Origin of the sequence: Halopolyspora algeriensis, assembly GCF_003337235.1 — a bacterium.
In the GTDB taxonomy this organism is placed as follows: Bacteria; Actinomycetota; Actinomycetes; order Mycobacteriales; family Pseudonocardiaceae; genus Haloactinomyces; species Haloactinomyces algeriensis.
The window spans coordinates 82,156-99,065 of the sequence record NZ_QPJC01000003.1; the positions used below are offsets into that span (position 1 = coordinate 82,156).

The 16,910-nt window shown below is 65.6% G+C and carries 20 protein-coding genes and 1 CRISPR repeat array (1 of these 21 running past the window's edge); of the genes, 10 read left to right on the forward strand and 10 right to left on the reverse strand.

Going from position 1 to position 16,910, the window contains the following annotated elements; all coding sequences use genetic code 11:
* Positions 1-1,367: a CRISPR direct-repeat array (repeat unit 37 nt; unit sequence GTTGCGATCCTCGCCAGCCCCGGAGGGCTGGCGCCAC); it begins 1,012 nt to the left of the window's first position.
* A 162-nt stretch (positions 1,368-1,529) separates the two neighbouring features.
* From cas2 to DFQ14_RS06840, 10 genes are all read right to left on the reverse strand, one after another.
* Entirely contained in the window at positions 1,530-1,820 is a 291-nt protein-coding gene (gene cas2, locus DFQ14_RS06795; protein ID WP_114452253.1) for a CRISPR-associated endonuclease Cas2, read from the reverse strand.
* 1 nt (position 1,821) lies between these two features.
* Positions 1,822-2,838, reverse strand: a complete 1,017-nt coding sequence (gene cas1 / locus DFQ14_RS06800; RefSeq protein WP_114452254.1) for a CRISPR-associated endonuclease Cas1 — start codon at positions 2,836-2,838, stop codon at positions 1,822-1,824.
* Entirely contained in the window at positions 2,831-3,475 is a 645-nt protein-coding gene (gene cas4 / locus DFQ14_RS06805) for a CRISPR-associated protein Cas4 (protein WP_114452255.1), read from the reverse strand. Before cas4 ends, cas1 begins: the two co-directional genes overlap by 8 nt.
* Complete coding sequence (gene cas7c / locus DFQ14_RS06810; protein ID WP_114452256.1) at positions 3,475-4,371, reverse strand: type I-C CRISPR-associated protein Cas7/Csd2; 897 nt, start codon at positions 4,369-4,371, stop codon at positions 3,475-3,477. Before cas7c ends, cas4 begins: the two co-directional genes overlap by 1 nt.
* 44 nt (positions 4,372-4,415) lie before the next feature.
* The gene (gene cas8c / locus DFQ14_RS06815; protein ID WP_114452257.1) at positions 4,416-6,188 is read right to left on the reverse strand and encodes a type I-C CRISPR-associated protein Cas8c/Csd1; all 1,773 of its coding nucleotides are present in this window, start codon (positions 6,186-6,188) and stop codon (positions 4,416-4,418) included.
* Positions 6,188-6,856 carry a type I-C CRISPR-associated protein Cas5c gene (gene cas5c, locus DFQ14_RS06820; RefSeq protein WP_114452258.1) on the reverse strand — a complete coding sequence of 223 codons (669 nt, stop codon included), beginning with the start codon at positions 6,854-6,856 and terminating at the stop codon, positions 6,188-6,190. The genes cas8c and cas5c overlap by 1 nt, the downstream gene beginning before the upstream one ends.
* Entirely contained in the window at positions 6,853-9,066 is a 2,214-nt protein-coding gene (cas3, locus tag DFQ14_RS06825) for a CRISPR-associated helicase Cas3' (protein WP_114452259.1), read from the reverse strand. The genes cas5c and cas3 overlap by 4 nt, the downstream gene beginning before the upstream one ends.
* 335 nt (positions 9,067-9,401) lie before the next feature.
* Positions 9,402-9,926, reverse strand: coding sequence for a flavoprotein (locus tag DFQ14_RS06830; RefSeq protein ID WP_114452260.1), 525 nt, complete (start codon positions 9,924-9,926; stop codon positions 9,402-9,404).
* Positions 9,923-11,122: a helix-turn-helix domain-containing protein gene (locus tag DFQ14_RS06835; protein ID WP_114452261.1), complete on the reverse strand. Its 1,200-nt coding sequence runs from the start codon at positions 11,120-11,122 to the stop codon at positions 9,923-9,925. Before DFQ14_RS06835 ends, DFQ14_RS06830 begins: the two co-directional genes overlap by 4 nt.
* Positions 11,123-11,357: 235 nt before the next feature.
* Positions 11,358-11,720, reverse strand: coding sequence for a helix-turn-helix domain-containing protein (locus DFQ14_RS06840; protein ID WP_114452262.1), 363 nt, complete (start codon positions 11,718-11,720; stop codon positions 11,358-11,360).
* Between the two features lie 175 nt (positions 11,721-11,895).
* Between DFQ14_RS06840 and DFQ14_RS22230 the strand changes: the two genes are divergently transcribed.
* From DFQ14_RS22230 to DFQ14_RS06885, 10 genes are all read left to right on the forward strand, one after another.
* On the forward strand, positions 11,896-12,174 hold the full coding sequence (locus tag DFQ14_RS22230) for a helix-turn-helix domain-containing protein (RefSeq protein WP_114452263.1): 279 nt from the start codon (positions 11,896-11,898) through the stop codon (positions 12,172-12,174).
* Between the two features lie 30 nt (positions 12,175-12,204).
* Positions 12,205-13,110 (forward strand): helix-turn-helix domain-containing protein, encoded by a 906-nt coding sequence (locus DFQ14_RS06850; RefSeq protein ID WP_114452264.1) that lies wholly within the window; start codon positions 12,205-12,207, stop codon positions 13,108-13,110.
* 116 nt (positions 13,111-13,226) lie between these two features.
* Positions 13,227-13,415 (forward strand): hypothetical protein, encoded by a 189-nt coding sequence (locus DFQ14_RS06855; protein WP_114452265.1) that lies wholly within the window; start codon positions 13,227-13,229, stop codon positions 13,413-13,415.
* 95 nt (positions 13,416-13,510) lie between these two features.
* Positions 13,511-14,035: a hypothetical protein gene (locus DFQ14_RS06860; RefSeq protein WP_114452266.1), complete on the forward strand. Its 525-nt coding sequence runs from the start codon at positions 13,511-13,513 to the stop codon at positions 14,033-14,035.
* A complete protein-coding gene (locus DFQ14_RS06865) occupies positions 14,035-14,400 on the forward strand; it encodes a WhiB family transcriptional regulator (protein ID WP_114452267.1) in 366 nt (121 codons plus the stop codon). The genes DFQ14_RS06860 and DFQ14_RS06865 overlap by 1 nt, the downstream gene beginning before the upstream one ends.
* Positions 14,397-15,389, forward strand: a complete 993-nt coding sequence (locus DFQ14_RS06870) for a hypothetical protein (RefSeq protein ID WP_114452268.1) — start codon at positions 14,397-14,399, stop codon at positions 15,387-15,389. The genes DFQ14_RS06865 and DFQ14_RS06870 overlap by 4 nt, the downstream gene beginning before the upstream one ends.
* Positions 15,386-15,556: a hypothetical protein gene (locus DFQ14_RS21810; RefSeq protein WP_158546666.1), complete on the forward strand. Its 171-nt coding sequence runs from the start codon at positions 15,386-15,388 to the stop codon at positions 15,554-15,556. The genes DFQ14_RS06870 and DFQ14_RS21810 overlap by 4 nt, the downstream gene beginning before the upstream one ends.
* Positions 15,537-15,965, forward strand: coding sequence for a hypothetical protein (locus tag DFQ14_RS06875; RefSeq protein WP_114452269.1), 429 nt, complete (start codon positions 15,537-15,539; stop codon positions 15,963-15,965). Before DFQ14_RS21810 ends, DFQ14_RS06875 begins: the two co-directional genes overlap by 20 nt.
* Positions 15,965-16,483, forward strand: coding sequence for a hypothetical protein (locus DFQ14_RS06880; protein WP_141921354.1), 519 nt, complete (start codon positions 15,965-15,967; stop codon positions 16,481-16,483). Before DFQ14_RS06875 ends, DFQ14_RS06880 begins: the two co-directional genes overlap by 1 nt.
* An 18-nt stretch (positions 16,484-16,501) precedes the next feature.
* Entirely contained in the window at positions 16,502-16,909 is a 408-nt protein-coding gene (locus DFQ14_RS06885) for a hypothetical protein (protein WP_114452271.1), read from the forward strand.
* Position 16,910: the final 1 nt, after the last annotated feature.

Here is a 16,910-nt window from a genome sequence, read left to right on the forward strand (position 1 = left end):
TGATGGGGTAACCGAGTTGCGATCCTCGCCAGCCCCGGAGGGCTGGCGCCACCCACGGCACCGGACATCGAGGTGTCGCCCGCTCTGGGTTGCGATCCTCGCCAGCCCCGGAGGGCTGGCGCCACCGGGGACTGCGAGTCGCCGAGCTACCGCTTCCACGAGTTGCGATCCTCGCCAGCCCCGGAGGGCTGGCGCCACTCGGCCGTCGCCTGCACCTCGACCAGGACACCGTGAGTTGCGATCCTCGCCAGCCCCGGAGGGCTGGCGCCACCCGCCACGACAGTGCCGTCGATGCCGTCGCGCAGCTCGTTGCGATCCTCGCCAGCCCCGGAGGGCTGGCGCCACCCGACACGCAGCTCCACATGAGACTCGATCATGTTCCGTTGCGATCCTCGCCAGCCCCGGAGGGCTGGCGCCACCGCAGCCCGGGCAGGAGATCGCGGTTGTAGCTGGTGTCGTTGCGATCCTCGCCAGCCCCGGAGGGCTGGCGCCACACTGCGGACAGCGGCACAACCCCGAGGAGCACCGATGTTGCGATCCTCGCCAGCCCCGGAGGGCTGGCGCCACGATGACGCGCATGTAGGCATCCAGCCCGCGTGAGTGTTGCGATCCTCGCCAGCCCCGGAGGGCTGGCGCCACATGTCGTCCAGCAGCTCGCGCTTGGCGGTCCCGCAGTTGCGATCCTCGCCAGCCCCGGAGGGCTGGCGCCACTCGACGCCCACGGCGAGACATACCAGATCATCCGCGTTGCGATCCTCGCCAGCCCCGGAGGGCTGGCGCCACGCACGCCGGGATCGTCGGTGGTGGCCTCGCCGCCTGCGTTGCGATCCTCGCCAGCCCCGGAGGGCTGGCGCCACGCCGACACTGCCCGCGACGAGATGCGCGCCGAGCTGGTTGCGATCCTCGCCAGCCCCGGAGGGCTGGCGCCACCTCCTGACTTCTTCCACGGCGTCGATTCCGGGCGGGTTGCGATCCTCGCCAGCCCCGGAGGGCTGGCGCCACCCGACTGGGGCCGGTGGTGCTGCGAACAGTGCGCCGTTGCGATCCTCGCCAGCCCCGGAGGGCTGGCGCCACCGCGCTTGCCCTCGTCCTTGACCCCGCGCAGCTCGGTGTTGCGATCCTCGCCAGCCCCGGAGGGCTGGCGCCACCTGTCGTCGAGCACGGCCCCGGTCGGGCTGTAGACGTTGCGATCCTCGCCAGCCCCGGAGGGCTGGCGCCACTGGCCATGGTGGCCCCTCCTTATTTCTCGCGCCCGAGTTGCGATCCTCGCCAGCCCCGGAGGGCTGGCGCCACTCGCCGAGCAGGCACTCACCCGCCACGACCAGATCCTGTTGCGATCCTCGCCAGCCCCGGAGGGCTGGCGCCACCCTGCTTATGCAGGCATGACCATATGGCCACTGAATGAAGGTTACTGCTTCGAAATCGACACGCCCGTTGGCCACTTCGGAACCTACCGGTGTGTCGGGTCACGCTTCCGGTTCCGAAGCGCGATGCCTCGAATGCCTCCATGGTGCACACGGAAAGCAGGTTCAGTAGATCAATGGCTCATCATGGGGGGCTGGCGGCGACTGCCCGATATGCTCGGCAGAGACGAAGGTGCCTCGCTGGAGCACATATACTCGGATGCTGTCTTGCTCCGGGTCAATGATGTCGAGCAGCCGTTGTTTCATAAGCACCCAGTCGGCGTCCCGGCAGACGACCTCGAAAACGGATTTCTGAACACGGATCCCGTACGCCTCACAAGCTTTCGCAACGTGCCTCAACCGGCGTCGTCCATCCGCTGTCGTGGTGTCCACGTCATAGGTGATCAGGAGCTCCATGTCAGGTCGCAGCCCAGGGTGTGTACGCCGTCTGATCCCCGCGCAGGTATCGCGCCAGCAATCGCGCTTGCACCACCGGCAACAACGCAGCAGGCACCTCACGCTGTAGCTGATTGTGCTTCCACAGACGCTCACGGGCCTTTGACCATTGACCGAGAAACAACGCGCGTCCTTCCTCCGTCAACTGCACGGCACCACCCGGCAGCGTTTCAGTATGAGCGGCCGTGATCTGGTTTCGGTTGAACAGGGTCGCGACAAGCCTGTCCACAAGCAACGGACGGAACTCCTCCATCAAGTCCAGAGCCAGAGAAGGCTTACCGGAACGGACCCCATGCAGATAACCGATGTACGGGTCGAGCCCGACATGCTCCAATGCCCCCACCACGGCCACTCGAAGCATCCCGTAACCGAATGACAGGAGACAGTTGAACGCGTCCATCGGCGGCCGTCGTGTTCGCCCCGGACGTGCACCTGGGGCCAGGAGATGCATAGCCTGGAAGTAACTGCGTGCTACTTGGCCCTCGATGCCGAGCACCTCGCTCAGCGAGGAGCTTCCGGCGAGTGGATGGAGCGCATCCGCGTGCTGCTGAGCCAATACTCGAAGATTCTCCTTGCGAGTGCCGGATACATCGCGGGCTGTGCGCAGCAGCAACTGCCGATAGTTGTGGATCTTTCCTGCCACGATGGTCTTGGCAAGATTCAGGCGCCTTGACTGATCGTCATAAGCACGAACCTGTTCGAGACGTAGCAGCGGGTTACCTGTCTGTGCGCCCGCGGTGCGGTTGAGGAAGCGACCGTTACGACTCAACCACGTTATTCCGCGTGAATCTTCGGCGCAGCGGTGCATCAGCTCATTGCTGACTTCCACACCTCTCCACACCACGAGCTGCTCAATGCGCACCAGCGGCAACACATGACGCCCCGGACGCTCGGGGTGATGAATGCGGACAGTATCGCCTTCCAGATGAAGACTGGTTCCGGGCGTGGTGAGAAACAGCGTCTTCAGGAGTTCAGTCATCCCAGTCTCCCAGGGATTGTGGGGTGAACAGCGACTCAGGTGGTGCCACGCGTGCTTCCGGCATACAGCCCTCACGTAGTGAACACCGCCTGCACCGCGAGTCGTTTACCGCAGCGGGCAGAGCACCGGCCCGGAACAATTTCCTCAGCTCGGCAACGGCAGTGCTGAGCCGAGCCTCGAGGTCCTCGTCGATCACGACTTCGTAGCGGCGCCTGTTCTGGCCAGCGAAGATGATCCCCTTGGGCACAGGGGCATCGAACATACTGCGCAAGCACAGTGCCTGCGCAGCCACTTGCAAATCCGCAGCACTACCCGGTCGGTAACTACCCGACTTGTGCTCGACGGGAACCGGACCATCCGGCTCGAACTCGACCACGTCACAGATGCCATGAACGCCGAGTTCAGCTTCCCAAACCGGTAATGCTGTCCAGCGCTGGTGTCCTGTGCGGCTGATCCTCGAATCCCCGCGGTCGACAACATCATGCGCGAGCTGACCGCGTGCGGTGTCGACATTGTCTGCGAAGTACCGCTCAAGATGGATGAGAGCGGCCTGCCGAGCACAGTAAGCGTAATGCTCAAGAGCTGCGATCGGGATACTGGACCACGAGGCCTCGGCCGGCCGCTCCTCCGGCTGCATCAGGCGACGATCTTGGTCATCGTCACTCCGCGCGGCAGGTCGTCATCCTCAACGGAGACGCTGTAGTCACCAAATCCGCGAGGGACCACCCCGGAGTCAATCACCTGCGGAACCTTCACCCGCTGGAGCAGTGTGTGTGCGGGAGCACTCCCGAATGCGCTGTCATGACTGAACACGTACAACCCGCGCGCGGTCATCGTTCCTCGCGCCGATGAACGGTCGTGATCGAACATCATGGTCAATGTGCGGTACAGCATGTCCAGGTCCGTGCTGTCGACACCGGTCTGCTGCCCGCGGCTCGCGGAGTAATAGATCTCGGCACGGTACAGGCCGTACGGAACGGTCCACTTTCCACCCATTTCCGTACTCTCACCCTTGTCGATATCTTCTTGCTTCGTCTGGGTGATACGGGTGATCGCGTGATGCTGCGGCATCACTGGGTCGATACTGCGCGCGTTAGTGACCTGCACAGGCCCGTAGATCTGACCGAGATCCTTTGTTGTTCCGGTGTTGAGCACCGCGCCGAACAGACGGATATCGGCATAGCGCTCGGTCAGCCACGACCGTGCTGTGCGCCTGTCCTCCTCGGTCAGGTTCTTCTTCTTGTCGAGTCCGTTCGCGGTCTTGGACTCGCCGAGCCTGGTGTTCAACGCGTGGCCGGCTTCGACGAAGATGCCGTAACGCTCCGCAGTATCGGAACCCTGCGCAGCCAGAGGCAGCGTATCGCGGACTTTGCGCTTGATGGCCACATCACTGACCAGGCCATCCCCGGTTTCCTCGTCCATGCGGGGACGATTGTCGAAGTCGGGATCGCCATTGGGGTTTCCGTCGGCGACGTCGAACAAGAACACCATGTCGTGGCGAACGGACGGGTCGAGGTGCGGTTCGAGAGTCATCAAAGTTCCTTTCCGTGATGCGATGTCGGGTCGGCCATTGCCGTCTACTCGGAAGCGGAGTCGCCCGTGGTGCTCTTGTATTGCCGTACCTGCTCGGCGTCATGGGCTTTCTGGTGGTGATAGCCCAGCAGGAACAGAGCCTGTTGCTCGGCAGGCAGGTAGCCGGTGGCCGGGCGGTTCCGGTCGAGCAGGGCATGCAACTCCGAGAGTTTCCTGTCCAGGGCAACGGCTTTGCCTGCGGTTGCTTGGCGACGCCGCAGCTTGGCCAACCACGAGCTGGCCAGCTTCTTACCGGCATTCAGGGCCGGGGTGGGATTGCTGATCGCGCCGGCCAGGAACCGGTCACCAAACGTGGTATTCGGGCGTCCGTCACTGGCGGCATACTGGATCTGTTCCAGGTGGGCGAAAATGCGGCCGGACACGTACGCCGTGTCCTGGCATGTCTCGTCGAGACCGGCAGGCATGGAGAACTCCTTGGTGGGGTGACGACGTAGCGCCAGGCGCAGCAAGGCTGCCCGGGCAAGATCGAGGTGGCCATCGCTGGTGATGCGGCGCAGAACGTGGTGCAGCACCGATGGGGGCAACGGGCTTCCCCGCAAGCTGCTGGTCAACAAGTCCCGTTGGATATGTGCCGGGCGCTGAGCCGCGGTGGAAGACAGATCGGCGTATAAGTTCCGCTCCGTATCCCATTTGCCGATGGCCAATACGAGATTCCAGAACCCGCTGGGCAACTCGCCGGACTGCTGTCGTGAGACCATGAGCATGTCCTCGTACCATCGGGCGAGGTTGAACACGACAGTGGCCAGCGGCTTGTCGATCCAGTCCCGGATCATGATCCGGGAGGCATTGCCTCCGAGGGACACCGAGCAGAACCGGTCCGCCGAGAACTCCTCTGCCTGCTGAGCGGCCTCTTCCAGACGGCCACTGCGCAATCTCTCCAGGAGTCGATTGACCGCGTCGGTCTCGGGGCGCGTGGACAGCACGGACAGGAAATCCTCATCGGGCTCACCCAAGGTCCACCACGCCATGGCGCTGTCCTGCTGGGCAAAGGTCATAACGTGCTCGGAACTCAAGAGCTGCGTCAACCCGGTGTTCACTGCGTTACCGCATGTGAAACAGATCGGTGTATGACGTAAACCCTTGGTGAGTCCGTAACCGAACACGAGCTCATTGACGCTGACCAGTGCCGGGTCATTACCCGCGCCCGGTACGAGACGCTTGGCGACCTTGCCGGGGATCGTATCGGCCAGTGCCCCATATCGACCGCAGACCAGGCACAGCTCGTGCTCGCTACCGCCTTTGCGGCGGATAACTTCCTCCACCCAAAAGCGCACGAGCGAGTCATGGTGAATGACCGGAATGTCGTCGACGGTGATGAGCACTCCCTGCTTGGCTGTGTACGCCTCTTCGGGAGCGGGCAGCGACTCGACCCCGCCATTGGCATAGAAGTCGCTGACCACGGCCGCTGCGGGGTCCATACCGTCCACACTCGACGCCCAGCGGGACACGAGCTCCACGAACTGCTCGTGACACTGCCGGACACGATCAGGCTTGGTGGTCTCGTCACCCCATCCGAGGACATATTGCACGTCATCGGCACCCAGATTCGGAGCCACTCCCACGGTGCGCGTGACAGACGGCGCCACCTGAAATTCCCCGCGAAGTTTCCCGCGCCCATCAGCCTGCAAGACGGAAAACAACCGGGCCGGTCCTCCGTCGCTGGGAAGGTTGAGTCGCCAGATGAACTCACGTTGGCGGTGAAACGGCGCACTGGTGGTGTGCTGGTGGGCGTAGTCGACGAGTCGTTGCAGCAGCATCAGACACCTGCGCCTTCGCCGCTAGTGATGCCGGTTCGGGGAATGTGTAGGCGCCCACCCTCCAGCCGAGCGGTGAACCACGAGAACGACACGGACTTGGCCCTGTGGTGCACGCTGTGCAGCATGATCCCGAGGTCCTCGGTGATCCTTTGCGGTTCTACATCATCGACGGGCCCAAAGAAAGCGCTGAACTCACGAGTTCCCAGGTAGGGCTGGTGGAAGCACTGCCCGCGTTCGACACGGCGCCGGAACTGATCCCGGTAGGCCGCCTCCGACTTGGTGGCGTGCTCGCGCAGGTCCACATGCGCGTAAATCCGGTAGGCAACATCGCGCAGGCATACGGAATTGCGCTGAGTACGGTTTCCCGGAGCGTCCACGGTCGCCCCGTTCTGGGCTGCGTTCTCCAGGGATACGAGGCCCGTGGTCTCGTTGCGGCGCTGGGTGAACTGGCTGATCGGTTTCAACACGTCGATGGCCACTGGCCGCCACGTGAACTCCGGCTTCCAGAAGATCGCCTCCAGTACACCGATCGCTGCGGTCGGTGTCATCACTGGGTAGGTCACCCGCTCGACCTTCAGTTCCGGCCGCGTGAACAATGCTCCCGGGCCCCAGACCTGCACGCTGACCGGTGGCGCTCCCTGCGATGATGCGGGTAGGTCGTCGGTCACCAGACCTCCTCGTTGATCAGATTAGATGTGTCGATGCCGTATGCGCTGTGGTAATCACCGCGCCAGGCACTCAAGTCGAGTCCGGCCACAATGGGTTTGCACAGATCGCAAACTCCTCGATCGTCCAGTACCCGGCGCGGGAGCGAGACGATGTACGGCTGCAGGCGCCGCAGAACGTCGCCGATTCCCTGCTCACGACCACGAAGCTCATCGATCAGGTCCTCAGCAGTCGATTCATAGTCGGTCACCACGACGGGAACCGTGTCGTCGTCGAGCATCCGGAACGCCAGAGCCGCATCCCGAACCTGACCGGCACCACCAGGTCGTAACGGGCCTTCGGCCACGGCGGTGAAGTCGAACTTGGCGCGGCTTTCCTGAATGGTCCGCGCTCTTTCGGCATGCTCGGTGTTCGAGCGCTGGTACAGCCTCCGATAGTAAAGATCGAGCGTACCCAGATCATCGGGGTCGATCACCCCGTGCTGCTGCGGTCCGAAGAGCCCACGGGTCGCGTCGGAGCCGATCCGGTATCCGGCAGGGGAACCCATATCTTCGGCATCGAAGACCGTGACCAGTCCGGATTCTGCTCGTTTGCCTTCACGGTTGGCCCTGCCAGCGGCTTGCTGCACCGCTTCCGCAGGCGCCATAGCGCGGTAAACCACGGGGAAGTCCACATCCACCCCGGCCTCGATGAGCTGAGTGGAGACAAGGCGCACCGGTTTGCCGCATGCCAGCAGGTCGTTGACTTCGGCCAATACGGCACGGCGGTGCGCCGCGCACATCCGCGTCGAGAGGTGGAACGGATTTTCGACACCTTCGTACTGCCACTGCTGATACACCGTGCGCGCATCGGCGGTGGTGTTGACGACCATCAGTGACTGCTCGTGCTCACCTGCGCGCGAAACGACCTCCGCCAAGCTCGGCTTCGGTGTCACCCACCACTCGTATCGGACCCGTCGTAGCTGCTTGAACAGCGAGTCCGGGTCCTTCACCACATTGGGAATCTCGAGCTGGTTCCACACGTCCAGGCTTTCGAAGGAAGGTTGAGTGGCCGAGGTCAGCAGTACAGTGGTCCCGAACCGTTCCGACAGGGTGCGCAAGGCATCCAGAATCGGGGTCAGCACATGCAGCGGCAGGGCCTGCACCTCGTCGAGGATCACCACGGAGTTCGCCAGCCGGTGTAGCTTGCGCATCCGCGCCGGTTTGCGCGCGAACAACGAATCGAACAGTTGGACCGTGGTGGTGACCACGAATGGCGCGTCCCAGTTCTCCGCAGCCAACCGCAAGCGTTGCGCCTCGGCGGCCGACTCGGGCACATCCACCGCCGAGTGATGCTCCAGCACCGTATCCTGCCCCAGCAGCTCCCGGTATACCTCGGCATTCTGCTCGGTCACCGTGATGAACGGGACGGCGACGACCACGCGTTTCTTACCGGTCCTGGCCGCATGATGCAGCGCGAAGCCAGCAGCACTGAGGGTCTTTCCCACACCCGTCGGCGCGGGCATGCGATAGATACCCGTCGGACCTGCTGCCTCGTGTACTGCTTCCCGATATACCTGTTCCCTGAGGTCATCGATCGGCGAAGCAGCGCGCCCGGCGATCAGCCGCCGGCGGTTCCACTCGAAGTGGTCACGTAGCTGAGCCATGTCACTGTCCTCACGCACACGCGGCGTGCTGAGCCCATCGAAGTGTGCGGCAGTGTCCAGGTGATCAGCGTCCACAAGCGAGGAAAACACCAGCCTGATTCCCAGTTCACTGGCGAGCTTGGAGTCCCGCCATACCGCGGGAATCAAGGACAGAGGAGCACGCTCCAAGACCTCGGCTGCTTCGGGAACCTCGGCAAGAAATCGGGAAAGGACCTCGCCGCCCGGGCTCGCGTCCTCCAACCGGAGATCTTTGAGCTCTCCCGCGGAGGTCAGTCCCCCGTGATGGCCGAGTACGGGCAATGCGGCCACACCCGCCGCCGATCGCAGCAAGTAGGCACCGAGGTCCTTGTGGGGGATTCCCACACGGCCCGCTTCGGTCTCCACTTGGCGAAGTCTCTCCTGCCATGCGCAGCGAACCTTGCCGGCATCGTGGAAGAGTCCGAGGGCATGTGCCAGCTCACCGGCGCCGAACTCCGTGCCGAAGCGTCCGGCCATGGCTGCCGTACCGCGCGCATGATCGGAGAACCGATGGCGTTCACCTCTCCAGTTGGCACTGTGCGCCCACACACCAAGCCTCCATGAAGCGATACTTGCTGTCGCCGGATAAGAGCCAACCGCAGCCGGTTGGCTAAGCTGAGCTCTACCACTGGGGTCCGACACTCACCCTCTGCCCAGAGAGCGAGAACTTCGGGAGCACACGAGGAATCCGCGACCGGCCGCACCGCATACCACGCCTCCACCACCACAGTTCCGACCGGAAAAAGCACTTTCCGTGATCACCAGCGCGAGCGTCCAGGACCAGCGCAGGCCGCAGCATCGCCATTTTTGAGTATTGCGCTCCCGCTCAGCAGATGACGTCAACCATCCGGGCCGACGAGACTCACGAGAGAACGGCGCTCTATTCAGACTGCTTGTAGAAACTCGGTGACCACGGTGCTCCAGTCGAAGGCGGCAAGACCGTCGAGGCCGCGGCTGGTGATGGTGTCGGGGTCGAGGAGGTGGACGCCGCAGGAGGTCAGGAGCTGCACGCTGGTCGAGTAGACCGGGTGCGTGCGCAGGAGGCTCTTGATACAGGGCGCAGCAACGATCGGCAGGTCGGTCCCGAGAAGTTCATTGACGAGGCTGACCGCCAGCGTGTCACTGATGCCGCCGGCGATCTTGTTGAGGCTGTTGAATGTCAGCGGAGCGGCGAGCACGGCATCGGCCTTCGGTAGTGGATCCTGCTCGTGCGGCAGCCGCGGGTGTACGCGGACGGGAACCGCGGTCTCGGCTTCGAGCCCGGCGATATCGATCCAACTCGCCGCGATCGGGGTGAGGATCACGCAGGCAGACCAGCCGGCCTCGTGCAGCAGGGACAGCGGCTCGGCGAGCTCACGCACCGGTGGGGCGCTGCAGGCCACAAGGTAGACGACAGGCTTGCCGGTCACTGCAGCACTCCTGCGCGCTGGGCCAGCGAGCGCAGGCCCGGTGTGGCGGAGCGACGTTCGCGCTTGAGCATCTCGCGGAGCAGTTCGCGCACGATGACGTTGTAGCGCAGCGCTTGCGGCGCGACCCGTTCGGCTTCCATCAGGTTGACCACCACGGCAGCGTCCTCGCGGTGCTGGGAGTAGGCCCAGGCGGTGTCGATGTGGACCTGGGCACGTCGGCTGCGCAGCCCCTCCGGCAACCCCTCGGTATCGATGTTCTCGGCAATGCTGATGGCCTGTTTGGCATCGCCGAGCTCGGCCGCGGCGGACACGCGGTGGATGGCGACATTGGTCGGCCCGAACGCAGTCCAACCATGGTTGCCGTCTGCACCAAGTGCATCGGCCAAGTATTGCGCCCGGCGCAGACGGTCGGTGGCTTCGGCGTGATCACTGCGGCGCCCGGCGATCACGGAGCCGATCAGAAACAGCGCGCCCTGATACGACAACCCGAGGGGACTGTCGTCGGTGAGGTTCTCGGCGGTGGCCATGGCGAGCTGCTCGGCGCGTTCGACCTGGTCGAGCTTCAGAAACGCGCAGGCCACCTGGTAGGCAGCACCGGCGCTCAGCGTGTCGGACTCAGCTTGCAGAGCTGCGGTGACCGCGCGGTCGGCTGCGATCCAGGCGAGATGGCCATCTCCGATCTTGGTGACCAGCTTGGCGGCTGCGATATAAACCTGGTTCTGCACCGACAAGGCCCTGTGCCGCTCGTTGCCGCCAGCCTCGGCGGCCATAGCGTCACTGGTGGTGATGAGGCTGGGCAGAATCTTTGCCGCTGCCCCGTAATCGGCGGCCTGATAGCGCCGATGCACCTCGGTCGTCAACCGTGAGATCTCGTCGAGGTTGCCGGCGGACACGGTGCTGAGCCCGAGTCCGGGGTAGGCACTCAGTGCTGTGCGGATCTCCTCCAGCCCGTCGAGCTCGGGTTGGCCGTTCGGCGCCAGCGCGAACCGGTAACCGGCCAGTGTCTCCACATCGGTCTTCAGTACGCGTGCCACGTCGATGAGCACTGAGAGGCGGTCCACAGAACGGATGCCACGCTCCACCTGGGACAGCCAGGACTCCGAACGTCCGACGAGTTCGGCGAGTTCGCGCTGGCTGAGTCCACGCCGGCGCCGGTAGATGCGGATGCGTTCCCCGATGGGTCCCTCGGTAACCATGCCGCTATACAACCTCTCTCACGCTGCCCGGACCCGCATTTTTGTGCGGGTCCGATCCGCACCGTGGTGCGGGCGTTGCGAAGTGCGGGTTCCGGTCGCGTCGTGCTCCCAGACTACGGGGCAGAACAGGCCATGAGCACGTGCCGAGGAGCGTCGATGTCGGTGCGAGGAAGCAAAAGCGAGATCGCCGAGATACGGAATCGGATTTCCGACCTGCAGCGAGCAGTCGAGAACCTCAGCCGCGCTCGTCGTCGTCAGCTAGCCGACGCTCGATGGCGTCGAGACGCTCGGTGATCGCTGTGAGCTGTTGCTTCAAAGCTTCCAGGTCACTCAGCACAGGGTCACTGGCTTCGGCAGCCGGCTCGCGCGGAGTTTTGCCGGCCAGCACGTCCGAGAGATGGCTGTCGGACAGCCCGAGCGCTTCGGAGATCGCTGCGAGTGTCCGCGGATTCCGGCGGCGTGGTTTCAGGTTGTGCTGCAGCTCGCGCACTGTCATGAGAGCGACGCCCGCCCGGTGTGCCAGTTCCTGCTGCGTCATCCCGAGCTCGTCGAGGCGCGTCTGGATGGCTGCTGCGACGGCGTCCCAGTCCTTGGCCACCGGCCCTCCTGTCACTGCTGGTTTCAGCGCCAAGGCTAGTAGCCGTTTGCGATCTCCTCAGCATCCTGGCCGAATTCGTATTGACAATGCTGATGTTAGTGCTAATATAAGCACTGAAATTAGACAAAAGAGCTTCCCGGGAGCAGTTGAGCATCGGGTGAACAGGAGGACACGCATGGACCGCAGCGGAGCAAGTGCCTTGACTGGTTGGAGGACTCGATCAACCTCTGCGCCGGAACAGCCGCGCTTTTACAGCGTCGCCGAGGTGGCGCGGATGTTCGGGATGTCGTCGATGACGCTGTACCGCGCGATCGCGGCGAGCGAGTTCCCGGCGGTGCGCATCCGAGGTCGGTTGATCGTCCCGGCGAAGGCGATCGAGGAGATGGTCGAGGCCTCGTTCGAGCACAACGGCCTGGTCGACGCCGCCGACTTCGTATCGGAACGGGCGGTCTGACGATCGATCTGCCGAGGCGCGAGGAGCCCCATGAGCATCAAGGTCATGAACTGGGTCTGGGAGCACTCCCCGGCCAAGGGAACGGAACTGCTGATGTTGCTCGCCATCGCAGACAACGCGACCGACGACGGAACGAACGCCTATCCGTCAGTGCGCACCCTGGCGAGAAAAACCCGGATGGGAGAGCGAAGCGTGCAACGCATCGTTCGCAAGCTCACCGAGGAAGGGCATCTGTCCGTAACGGAGCGGGGCGGCCGCAACCCAAATTGCTACGCCGTGTTGATGCATCCGGAGTTGTCCACACCCCCGTCAGATTGGCACCCCCGCCAATCCGCCACCGGTGACACGGATGGCACCCCACGGGTGTCACAGCTACGACACCCCACCCCCGTCACAGCTGTGACACCCGAACCGTCCGGAACCGTCCAGGAACCCTCCTCCGGCTCGCGCGAGCACGCGCGGGGACTCGGGCCGAACGCGGGGGAGGAGGAGTCCCATCCGGACATTGATGCGGTGCTGGACGGGCTCGGCTCGGCGTGGCCGTTGACCCCGGCACAGCGTCGGCGTCTGGCACCGAAGGTCGTCGAGGCGTTGGCGGCGGGTTGGTCGGCACAGCGGCTGGCCACGCATCTGGGTGCGAATCCGGAGGGCGTGAAGTCCCCGGCTGCGGTGCTGAAGGCGCGGCTGGAGGATCTCCCGGCGCCCGTGGACACGGCCAGGGCCTTCGTGCAGCGCCCGACGTGGTGCGGGGCATGCGATGAACCGAGCCGCACCGTCGAGCGCTCTGATGGGCGCTGGGGCCGCTGCCCGCAGTGTCACCCGCAGTCCCGGAACTCGGGGCGGTCGAAGCCGCCAAGCACCCACCGCCCCGAGTCCTCCACCCCTACCGATCACCACACCGGAAGGAGCTCCTCCAGTGTCCCGCAACGGCCGTGAACCACAGCTAGCGGGACGGCACCCAGTCACCGACTTCTGATCCCGCCTCGAGGGCGGCCGAAGCCGCCAAGCACCCACCGCCCTCGAATCGTCCACCCCATCGGCCGAGAGGAGTCATGACCATGCCGGAAAAGTGGATCTGCCCGCAGTGCGGCGAGGAAGCGCTGAACAAGCGCCCGACCTCGGTCACGCCGTATCAGCGCTCGCTGGGCATGCCGGAGTGGAGTCACCACGACGGTGAGGCCCTGTGCCCGGTCATGGGGTCTGAGGGCTATCTGCCCGCCGAGCCCGTCCGTGAACGCTGACCTCTTCCGGTTCGGGGTGGTGCGAAGCCGCCACACACCCGCCACCCCGAGCACCTCCACCCCCTGATTCACCACACCCCCTTTGGGAGATTCCTGTGCACACCGATGCCGCTTTCACTCCTGGCGAGCGCTACGACCGCGACCACGCCAGCGACGGCGAGTCCCGCTACGGCGCCTACCTGCGCCGCACCCTCGCCGCCGACGGCAAGCCCACCAGCAACCCGTTGGAGTTCGCCGCCGCCGCGTGGCGCACCGCCCGGCCGCCGGTGATGAGCCCGGGCTACGTCACCGCGCACCCCGACGTGTCCGCCACCGAGGCTTCTTGGGACTACGACGGCCGTCTGTCGATCCGGGCCGAGGTCATCACCGAGGTTCCCCGCGAGCTCGCCCGGTCCCTGCGGGGCAGCTGGTCCGGCTGGGGCCAGTACCGGCCGGCCGCCGGCGCCGTGCTGCGGTTCTGGATCCCCATCCCGGCCGACGTGCTGCCCGAACCGGTCTACACCGCCACGGCCGCACCGGACACCACCGCAGCCAAACACGCCGTCGACAGCGTCTGCACCCGTCTCAATGCCGCTTTGTCCGATGTGTTCGCCCACCTCGCCCGGAAGGAGGTCGCCTGATGCCGCGCCGGATCACCCACTTTCAGCAGGACCAGCTCGACCGCGTGGCCCGCTTCGCCGATGCCGACGGAGACCGGCTGCAGCTGCGGGTCGCCGACACGGCCGAGCGCAACTGCCGCGACGTGCCCACCGAGGTGTTCTTCCCGGCCACGGACGAATACAGCGACCAGCAGGCCCGGTTGACCGAGCGCCTCCGGATCCAGCAGCAGTGCCGCGGCTGCCCGGTCGCTGATGAGTGCCTGGCCGGCGCGCTGCTGCGCGGCGAGCGCTTCGGCGGCTGGGGCGGAGTCGCCCAACCGGACTTCCAAGCCATCGGCCGCCTCTTCCGCACCCGGCACAAGCGCAGGCAGGAGGAGGCGGCATGAGCGAGATCGCCCACATGGCCGACTACCGCCGCCTGGACTCCGGCCTCTACGCCCCCTGCGAGACCACACCACCGGCCGAGGCCGAGCCGATTCGGAACCCGCCCGAACAGCCCGAACAGGCCGGTGTGGCCGACCCGGTTCCCGAGGTCGATGGGCGTACCGAGCGGGTGCGGGCACTCGAGATCGAGGTGGCCGAGCGCGAGGAGATCGCCGCGCTGCAGGCCCAGCGCGCCGAAACCCACGTGGAATCGGCGACCACGCAGGTGCTGCGGCAGCAGTCGGCCGATGCCGAGGACAAACGCCGCGAACTGGCCAACCCGGCCCGCATCGCCCTGCGGGACGGGCGAGCCCAGTTCTGGATCACCGTGTCGGCCTTCCTCGCGGCGCTGATCGCGCTGGGCTGGTCGACGGCCAACGTGCAGGCCACCGCCGCGATGGGCGCGCCTGCCGGCTCGCCGGGCTGGTGGCTGGCCTGGGGCGTGGAACCACTGATCAGCGCCGCGCTGCTGACGGTGATGGGCGCCAAGGCCTACCTGGCCACCCGCCAGGTCACCATCACCGACCGCTGGGTCGATCTCGCCCAATGGGTGCCGCTGGGCTACACCATCGCGCTGAACTGCTGGATGAGCCTGCCCGCCCCGGTGCTGACCCACCCGGCCACCGAACTCGTGCGCGGGTTGCTCGTGCACAGCGTCGGCCCGGCCGTGGTGGTGCTGCTCGTGCACGCGCTGCCGGTGCTGTGGCAGGCCTTCATCAGGCTGCACAGCCGCTCGGCAGCAGGCTTTCAGAACCCTTCCGAACAGCCACGACCGGACATCGACCACCAGCGCGCCCAGCAGCTGCTCGACATCGTGCGCCCCGCCTACCAAGCAGGCGAAATCACCGGCGGTGTCTCGACGATCAGCCGATACCTGCGAGCCCGCGGCCACCGGGTCGGCACCCCGATGTCGATGTGGTTGCGCGACGCCCTCAAACAGGAGGCCGCATGAGCGGCAAACCGATCGCGGCCGGTGCCTGGCGCTGCGAAGGCCACTGGCAAGCCGACAACCAAATGGACATCTGGCAGTGCCTCGACGAGGTCGTCCTCGATGCGCTGCGTGAGCCCGGCGAGCTCGATGATGAGGAGGGATCCGGCGATGGCCACGACCAGACGTGAGCCCCAGCGGGTGCGGCGTGCTCGACGCCGAGCGGCGTATCACGCCGACCGCGCCCGCAAGGCCACCACACCGGCGCAGCGCTACCGGGTTGCCGAGGACGCCTTGGTCAGCGCGGTGGCCCACGCGCCGCAGCCGGCCGGCACGGCCCGCACGGTGCACGGCGAGGTGGCCGAGCACGCCCGCAAGGTCCTCGAGCGCCTTGAACTCGGCTCGGCCAGCGCGGCCCTGGCCGAGCATCACCTGTCCCGATCGGGCACCGAGCGGCAGCGGCTGGCGGCCGCGTTGATGTGTCTGCGCGGTCTGATCGCCCGCTTGCCGGATACCGAGCGTGATCGCTTGTACGAGCACTACGCGCGCCATCTCGACGAGGAGGCGCACCGCATCAGCACACAGAGAGGTGATTGGTGATGCCCATCCCGGATCCCTGGGCCGATCCGGACTCGACGCGGGCACCCGCGCACGAGCACGCGCACGCCCACGCGCGCGAGGCAGTCCCCCAACCCACGGAATCCGCCGACACTGCCGGTGAGGTCGTGCCGTTTCCCGGCATCACGACCTCGCAGGACACGGACAGTGACTCCACCGGGCAGATGGCGCCGACAGAACAGGTCCCGCTTGCGAAACGGTCTGGGTGGAACTCGGCCGCAGCGGTGTGGGCCGTCGAGGCCCGTGAGACCGCTGCCGCTGCCATGGACGGCTCGGTGTGGCGGGCACGGCCGCCGTCGCTGCGTGATCTCCACGCCCGTGTCCAGCGCGCCGAGTGGGCCGGCGACATTCCCGCACTGCGCGCCGTCGGCCAGTGGTTCGGTTATCTGTCACTGGCGATCACCGCCATCGGCTACGCGCTGCTGTGGATCGCGCGGAGGCCGTTCCGGCTCGTGTTGACCGTCTTGATCACCGTCCTGGTCGTCGTCCTGGCGATCTGAGCACAAAGGAGGGAAGTCATGTCCTGGGCCATCATGATCGTCGCGTTCGGCCTGCTGTGGGTGATCTGGAAGCGCAAGAAAGCCAGCCCTTGGTGGCTGAAGGCATCGCTGGTGTTCATCGGCGGCGCCAGCCTCGCCGAAACCTCGCTCGGCGCGTGGCTGGCGGCGCGGCTGACCGACATTGCCGGTCTAATTCCCGCCCCCAACGCGTATGTGATCGGCGGAGCCACGCTGATCCTGCTGGTGCTGACCATCTACGACATCGGCGTGGACCGGAAGGCGGACAAGACCTCGCTGATCTGTCTGACGATTCTGCCGGTGCTGTTCCTCGCCGGAATCGGCCCGCTCGCCGAGGCCGGCTCCGGCCTGTCCGAGGCCATCGCCCAGGTCGGTGCGAACAGCATCGGCCGGTTGATCGGGGGCTGAC

Coding starts and splice junctions, on each gene's coding strand:
- cas8c (WP_114452257.1), bottom strand. CDS start 6,188: ATGCTGCTGCAACGACTCGTCGACTACGCCCACCAGCACACCACCAGT.
- DFQ14_RS06850 (WP_114452264.1), top strand. CDS start 12,205: ATGAGCATCAAGGTCATGAACTGGGTCTGGGAGCACTCCCCGGCCAAG.
- DFQ14_RS06885 (WP_114452271.1), top strand. CDS start 16,502: ATGTCCTGGGCCATCATGATCGTCGCGTTCGGCCTGCTGTGGGTGATC.
- DFQ14_RS06875 (WP_114452269.1), top strand. CDS start 15,537: ATGGCCACGACCAGACGTGAGCCCCAGCGGGTGCGGCGTGCTCGACGC.
- DFQ14_RS06855 (WP_114452265.1), top strand. CDS start 13,227: ATGACCATGCCGGAAAAGTGGATCTGCCCGCAGTGCGGCGAGGAAGCG.
- cas7c (WP_114452256.1), bottom strand. CDS start 4,371: ATGACTCTCGAACCGCACCTCGACCCGTCCGTTCGCCACGACATGGTG.
- cas2 (WP_114452253.1), bottom strand. CDS start 1,820: ATGGAGCTCCTGATCACCTATGACGTGGACACCACGACAGCGGATGGA.
- DFQ14_RS06835 (WP_114452261.1), bottom strand. CDS start 11,122: ATGGTTACCGAGGGACCCATCGGGGAACGCATCCGCATCTACCGGCGC.
- DFQ14_RS06870 (WP_114452268.1), top strand. CDS start 14,397: ATGAGCGAGATCGCCCACATGGCCGACTACCGCCGCCTGGACTCCGGC.
- DFQ14_RS06865 (WP_114452267.1), top strand. CDS start 14,035: ATGCCGCGCCGGATCACCCACTTTCAGCAGGACCAGCTCGACCGCGTG.
- DFQ14_RS22230 (WP_114452263.1), top strand. CDS start 11,896: ATGGACCGCAGCGGAGCAAGTGCCTTGACTGGTTGGAGGACTCGATCA.
- cas4 (WP_114452255.1), bottom strand. CDS start 3,475: ATGCAGCCGGAGGAGCGGCCGGCCGAGGCCTCGTGGTCCAGTATCCCG.
- DFQ14_RS06880 (WP_141921354.1), top strand. CDS start 15,965: ATGCCCATCCCGGATCCCTGGGCCGATCCGGACTCGACGCGGGCACCC.
- cas1 (WP_114452254.1), bottom strand. CDS start 2,838: ATGACTGAACTCCTGAAGACGCTGTTTCTCACCACGCCCGGAACCAGT.
- DFQ14_RS21810 (WP_158546666.1), top strand. CDS start 15,386: ATGAGCGGCAAACCGATCGCGGCCGGTGCCTGGCGCTGCGAAGGCCAC.